Origin of the sequence: Methylophaga sp. UBA678 (assembly GCF_002299105.1) — a bacterium.
GTDB lineage: Bacteria > Pseudomonadota > Gammaproteobacteria > Nitrosococcales > Methylophagaceae > Methylophaga > Methylophaga marina.
The window spans coordinates 1-6,879 of record NZ_DBNG01000029.1 but is presented as its reverse complement, the minus strand read 5'-3'; the positions used below and the strand labels follow the sequence as shown (position 1 = coordinate 6,879).

The 6,879-nt window shown below is 43.9% G+C and carries 5 protein-coding genes; 4 read left to right on the top strand and 1 reads right to left on the bottom strand.

All coding sequences use genetic code 11. From position 1 onward, the window contains the following. The 4 genes from B3014_RS13785 to B3014_RS13770 all read left to right on the top strand — a co-directional run. The coding region (locus tag B3014_RS13785; protein WP_289287011.1) for an iron-containing alcohol dehydrogenase at positions 1 to 1,146 on the top strand (1,146 nt) is incomplete at its 5' end. 15 nt (positions 1,147 to 1,161) lie between these two features. Next, positions 1,162 to 2,151, top strand: coding sequence for a zinc-dependent alcohol dehydrogenase family protein (locus tag B3014_RS13780; protein WP_007145346.1), 990 nt, complete (start codon positions 1,162 to 1,164; stop codon positions 2,149 to 2,151). Positions 2,152 to 2,166: 15 nt separating this feature from the next. After that, positions 2,167 to 3,270 (top strand): alkene reductase, encoded by a 1,104-nt coding sequence (locus tag B3014_RS13775; RefSeq protein ID WP_289245437.1) that lies wholly within the window; start codon positions 2,167 to 2,169, stop codon positions 3,268 to 3,270. 159 nt (positions 3,271 to 3,429) lie between these two features. Further along, positions 3,430 to 5,367: a PQQ-dependent sugar dehydrogenase gene (locus tag B3014_RS13770; protein WP_007145348.1), complete on the top strand. Its 1,938-nt coding sequence runs from the start codon at positions 3,430 to 3,432 to the stop codon at positions 5,365 to 5,367. 37 nt (positions 5,368 to 5,404) lie between these two features. Here the strand turns inward: B3014_RS13770 and B3014_RS13765 are convergent. Next, a partial coding sequence (locus tag B3014_RS13765) for a sensor domain-containing diguanylate cyclase (protein WP_289287010.1) occupies positions 5,405 to 6,879 on the bottom strand: 1,475 nt, incomplete at its 5' end.

Sequence of the window (6,879 nt, the reverse complement as noted above, 5' to 3'; positions counted from 1 at the left end):
GAGGCAAAATCCCTAGGACCCCTTTTTGGTGAAGGTCAGGTTGCACAACTCGATGAGCTTGTGCCGAAAGATGCGCGTGTTTTAGTGTTGTTTGGTGGACAAAGTGCACGAAAAAACGGCACCCTAGACGAAGTCATTACTGCCCTTGGTAATCGTCATATAGAAGAGTTTGGCGGTATCGAAGCTAATCCTGGTTACAGTACCTTGATGCGTGCGGTTGAGCAGATTCGTCAAAATAAGTTGGATTATCTGTTAGCTGTTGGGGGTGGTTCTGTCATAGATGGCACCAAGTTTGTTGCTGCAGCTGTGCAGTGTGATGGTGACCCATGGCAGGAAATCTTAGTGAATCACGCCACAAATATTCGCCAGGCATTACCGTTTGGTTCAGTGCTTACCCTCCCCGCTACTGGCTCAGAAATGAATGCCAACTCCGTGATCACACGTTACGAAACACAAGAAAAACTGGCATTCAGCAGTAAGCTCGTCTATCCAGTATTTTCTATTTTAGATCCGACCAAAGCCTATACTTTGCCACCACGACAACTGGCGAATGGTGTAGTGGATGCCTTCACGCACATCATGGAGCAATATCTGACTTATCCGGTTAATGCCATGGTGCAGGATCGATTCGCAGAGGGATTATTGCAGACACTCATTGAGATTGGTCCTAAGCTGCTTGAGTCGCCTAATGATTACGATCTGCAGGCCAATTTCATGTGGACAGCGACATTAGCGTTAAACGGCTTGATTGGTGCCGGAGTTCCTCAGGATTGGGCAACTCACATGATCGGTCATGAAATCACCGCACTACATGGGCTGGATCACGCACAAACATTGGCGATTTTATTGCCCACAGTACTGCAGGAACAACGCGAGAAAAAATCCGCCAAATTACTACAGTATGCCGAGCGTGTCTGGGGACTCAACGAAGGCACTGACGACACTAAAATAAACATGGCGATCACAAAAACTCGCGATTTTTTTGAACGAATGGGTGTGAAAACACATCTGAGTGATTACCAGATTAATGCTGATGCTATTCCAGTGATGATCAAACAACTGGCTGAACATGGTCTGACCCAGCTTGGCGAACATAATGATATCGACCTCAAAAAAAGCCAACAAATTCTGCAAGCAAGCCTATAAATAAAGGAGCGCTTTATGACAAAAACAGTTCAATTTTCTCAGGTAGGTGAACCATCCGTTTTATCAATTATTGATGAAACCGTCCCAGCCCCTTCTGCTGATGAAGTACAGATCCAAGTCCATGCTATTGGTCTTAACCGTGCTGAGGCAATGTTCCGCCGTGGCCAATATCTTGAAACACCTGAACTCCCTGCCCGTATAGGCTATGAATGTTCAGGAACCGTTACTGCCGTCGGTGACAACGTCAAACATATCAAAGTTGGTGATGCCGTCAGTACCATTCCCAACTTTTCAATGAACCAATATGGTGCTTATGCAGAAGTCACCAATATGCCAGTTACCGCTGTCACTCATCACCCGGAGAATTTAAGCTGGCAGCAAGCGACATCAGTGTGGATGCAATATTTAACAGCGTATGGTGCCTTGATTGATATTGCCAAAATGCAAGCCAGTGATTATGTATTAATCCCAGCCGCGTCCAGTAGTGTCGGCATTGCTGCCATACAATTATGTAACCTGATTGGTGCCACACCTATTGCGATGACCCGAACAGCTGAAAAGGTAGAACAACTCCATCAGTTAGGGGCTAAACACGTGATTATCAGTGAACAAGATGATGTGGTAGATGCGGTGATGGCGATCACTGAAGGCCGTGGTGTCAATATCGTTTTCGATCCTGTTGCCGGCCCGATGTTAAACACCTTAGCTGAAGCCTGCGCACCATTAGCGATGATCTTTCAATATGGCGCATTAAGTGCTGACCCCACCCCTTATCCGCTGTTCCCCGCATTACAGAAAGGGCTCACAATTCGGGGGTACACGCTATTTGAATTCACCAGCGCTCCAGAACGTTTAAACAAAGCTAAAGAAAAAATCTTTGACTGGTTGAAGCATTCGCAGCTAAGCCCTGTTATCGCTAAAACATTTGAATTTGACGATATTGTCGCGGCCCATAGCTATCTGGAAGCCAATAATCAGTTAGGCAAAATTGTTATTACACTTTGAACTTAGGGATGCACTATGACAGCAATGAATCAACAAACTCAGTCGCTTTTATCACCTATTGAACTGGGTTCCATCAGCTTGAAAAACCGCGTGATAATGGCACCGCTTACGCGTAACCGTGCAGGTGAAGGTTTAGCCCCCACAGATATGAATGTTGAGTATTACCGTCAGCGAGCTTCGGCGGGGCTAATTATCACTGAAGCCACATTAATCTCGGCTCAAGGTATTGGTTATCCGAATACACCAGGCATATACAGCAAAGCCCAGATTGAAGGCTGGAAAAAAGTCACCAAGGCAGTCCATGCAGAAGGTGGCAAGATTGTCTTGCAAATATGGCACTGTGGTCGAGTCTCACATTCATCTATGTTGCCCGGTGGTATGAAACCACAAGCCCCATCAGCCATTAAACCTGCTGGTGAAGTTTATACCTACGAGGGTATAAAACCTTATGAAACACCACAGGAAATGACAAAGGATGAAATCAAGCAGACAATCGATGATTTCAGAACTGCCGCTTATAACGCCTTAACGGCAGGCTTTGATGGTGTCGAAGTGCATTCTGCCAATGGCTATCTGCTTGACCAATTTTTACGTGATGGCAGTAATCAGCGAACGGATGAATATGGTGGCAGTATTGAAAACCGCGCCCGTCTGACCCTAGAAGTCGTTGATGAAGTTTGCAAAATCTGGGGTTCAGACCGTGTTGGTATTCGTTTGTCTCCGTTGCAACCTTTTAATGATATGAAAGACAGTCAGCCCGAAAAAACTTTTGAGTACATTATCAAGGCGCTAAACAAGTTTAACCTGGCGTATTTACATATCACTGAAATGGGCGCTGAAAATCCAGGCGCTGCGGGCCCCGAGTTTGATTTAGGCCTATGTCGTGAGTGGTATCAGGGAACGTATATGACAAACAGTGAATATAATTTTGATACTGCCAATGTAGCGATCCAAAGTGGCGATGCTGACTGTATATCCTTCGGTAAGTTATTCATTGCCAACCCGGATTTAGTTGAACGTTTCTCTACTCGCGCCCCATTGAATACACCTGACAGCGATAGCTTTTATGGTGGTGATGAACATGGTTATATCGATTATCCCTTTCTCACTGAAAAATAACGATATGTAGAAACCAGCACAAACCCCGTTTTATTAGGCAAGCACCATGAGTATCAGTGACGTATCGTGTCCTGATACCACTCAAGCAGCGTATCGATTCTCTGTGATTCAATAATCGATACGCTGCACAGCAGGAAAATACATACTAAAGGAGGATGTATGACACTTAAGACAATAACACAGCTTATGCTAGCCGGTTCGTTAGGACTGATGGGACAGGCTGCATTTGCTGACCGAGCCGATGCGGAAGAAAATCTACACAAGCTCAAGCTGCCAGAAGGCTTTCATATTAATGTTTATGCCGAAGTCGAAGGTGCGCGTCAAATGGCCTTAGGCCAGTCAACAGGCACAGTATTTGTTGGCACACGCGGTAATAATGTCTTTGCGGTAGTCGATAAAAACAAAGATCGTAAAGCCGATAAAGTGGTGAAGATTCTTGATGATTTAAAAGTCGGTAATGGTGTAGCGGTGCATCAAGGCAACCTTTATGTTGCTGAGCAAAACCGTATTGCCATTTACCCCGCTCCGGGTTTCGATCTCAACTTACCATTTAAACAAATGCGTGAGGTTATTTACGATAAGCTACCGGATAAAGCACACCATGGCTGGCGCTATATTGCTTTTGGCCCTGATAACAAGCTTTATGTCACCGTAGGTGCCCCCTGTAATATCTGTAATCCTCAGGGTATTGAAGCCAGCATTATTCGTATGAATGCCGATGGCAGTGATGCTGAAATATATGCCAAAGGTATCAGAAACTCAGTGGGTATGGACTTCCAGCCCGACACTGGCACCCTGTATTTCACTGATAATAACGTCGATATGATGGGTGATGATAATCCACCGGGTGAACTCAATGCCGCACCTAAAGCCGGTATGCACTTTGGTTTCCCTTATTATGCGGGTGGCAAAGCGCAACATCCTGACTGGAAAGACAAACAAGCACCACAAGACGTCACGTTCCCTGTCCAGGAATTCCAGGCACATACCGCAAGTCTGGGTCTCAAATTCTATACAGGTGATATGTTTCCAGCTGACTACAAAGGCGATGCCATTATTGCTCAGCATGGTTCATGGAATAGAACGAGTCCTGTGGGTTACCAGTTAATGCGTGTCACATTTGATGATAATCATCAGGTGACAGGTCATGAAGTCTTTATCGATGGTTGGTTGCAGAATGGTGAGGCCTGGGGACGTCCGACCGATGTATTACAACTTGCCGATGGTTCCTTACTGATTTCTGATGATTATAACGATGTGATTTACCGTGTTAGTTATGGCGATGACAACGCATCTTCAACTGATGCCACGTCTCAATCAAATAGCAAAACAATCACTGATCTGCAGATGCCTGAATCAGCCATTGCAGCACCAGATGGTCGTGTATTTGTCACTGAAATTGGTGAGTTTGGTAAAGCCGGTGACGGTAAAGTCACGGTTATCGATAAGTCCGGACAAAAAACAACGCTGGCTACAGGCTTAAATGATCCCAAAGGCATCGATTTATGGAATAACGAACTGTATATCGCTGATGTCGATCATGTCGTTAAAGTAGATATGAAAGGTGATATCACAGTTATCGCCAAAGCCAAGGATTTTCCCGGAAAACCTGTCTTTCTGAATGATATGGAAATTGATGGTAACGGTACCTTATATGTCTCTGATAGCGGCACTGATGATGGAGAAAATGCCGGCATTTATCAAATTACTCAAGCAGGTAAAGTGAGCGAAATTTTGGATGATAAATCGGCTATTAAACGTCCTAATGGGTTGCTGATGGACGGTAATGACACGCTGTTAGTTGCTGACTTTGGCACAGGTGACTTGTATCGTGCGAATATCAGCTCGGGTAAAACTGAAGCACTGAACAAAGGCTTTGGTGGTGCTGATGGTCTGGTCAGAGACAGCAAAGGCTATCTGTATGTGAGTGATTGGCAAAATGGTAAGGTGTGGCAATTAGTTGAACCTAAAGCAACACCACAATTACTCAGTGATGACTTTGTCTCTGCTGCTGACATTAGTCTCTCAGCAGATGGTCAGTACCTGATGGTGCCGGATATGAAAGGCAGTAAGTTAGTCTATTTACCAATACAGTAATACAATAGAAAATGCCCGGTGTTATTCACCGGGCATTCTAAAATCCGGTGATCACACTTTGTGTCTCTGACGTCTTGAATGTGGGTTGTTTGAAAAAGTTATAACTGTTTTTGTTGTGTGATTTGACTTCATACATCGCAAGATCAGCGTACTTGAGTAATGTCTCAATATTATCAGCATTGAATGGATAGAGCGCGATACCAATGCTAGCACTGATAGTCACACTCATATCAGACTGACATTCTATTGGTTGCTGTAATATATTTAACAGTTTTTCTGCAATACTGCTCGCTTCTGATAAATCCGTGGTTAATCTGGCAAAAACAACAAATTCATCGCCTCCCCAACGTATCGCAATATCTTCAGCACGAATTGAACCTAATAATCGATTTGCAACCGCTATAAGCACTCTGTCTCCTGCTTCATGGCCAAATTGATCATTAACAGGTTTAAACCCATCCAAATCAATCATAAACAGGCCATATGAAAACCGCTTAGAGTCCGAAGATGAGATAAGTTGTTCAATTTTATTCTCACCTGCACCGCGATTATACAAATTGGTTAAGGCATCGACTTCAGCCTGCCCCTTTAACTTTTCTTCCCGATTGCGACGCTCTGAAATATCTTGCAAGACAATTTCAAAAGACGACGTCTTATCATCGTCTGTCATGACCGAAATAAGGCAGTATAACCACCTCGTTTGTGACCCCTCATCAACTTTTATATCAACTGCTCGTGACTCACCACTCGATAAAACTTCAGCAGCAGCTGATTCCAAGCGACTTCTTTCTTCATCAAATAGTGCAAAAAAGGAAAGGGAGTCTTGCTTTGAAATCTTCTGAAAACACTCATCACCAATAATCTGTTTGAAAGACGGGTTATGTAGCCTCATTTTGCCATCAATATCGACAATGGCGATACCGTGACTGGACTGTTCGAAAATATCTCTGAATCGGTTTTCTAACTCTTCCACTTCAAGTCGAAGCGTTCTTTCAAGATTAATATTCTCCTCGACCGAATTTAATAACTCATTTATATCGTGGGTTAATAAACCAATTTCATCGTATTGGTGAGACTGCGTTGGAATAATTCGCTCTTCACTGCCAATCCGAATACCATGCAAACGACTGGCAAGCCGTTTTATTTCAGTTATCAACTGTGTATTTAATAAGAAAATAATAAGTGTGATCAAAACAAACGTCTGAACAGAAATTAATATAACGTGATTGATAGCGGCCTTTCTCGCATCCGACTTAATCAAAGCGACATTCGGCACAAGATTTAATTTACCAACCATTTCACCGCTTGAAAAAGGAGATTCCAAATCAAACTTCATTGTTTGAGCGCCATCAGGTACCGTACCACGTAAAGCTAGCGATTCCTGCGTTGACTTTAACTCCACAGCTTTGACTAAATCACTGCCTGCAATCCCCTCAACGACTTCTTTAGCCAGTGTCAGATCATCTAAATAAGCAGCGATTGCAGCTGTATGGGGTCCTAGGGATTTTGCCT

Bases quoted from the DNA above. Each gene is read 5' to 3' on its own strand.
- B3014_RS13780 (WP_007145346.1), top strand. From the start codon at position 1,162: ATGACAAAAACAGTTCAATTTTCTCAGGTAGGTGAACCATCCGTTTTA.
- B3014_RS13775 (WP_289245437.1), top strand. From the start codon at position 2,167: ATGACAGCAATGAATCAACAAACTCAGTCGCTTTTATCACCTATTGAA.
- B3014_RS13770 (WP_007145348.1), top strand. From the start codon at position 3,430: ATGACACTTAAGACAATAACACAGCTTATGCTAGCCGGTTCGTTAGGA.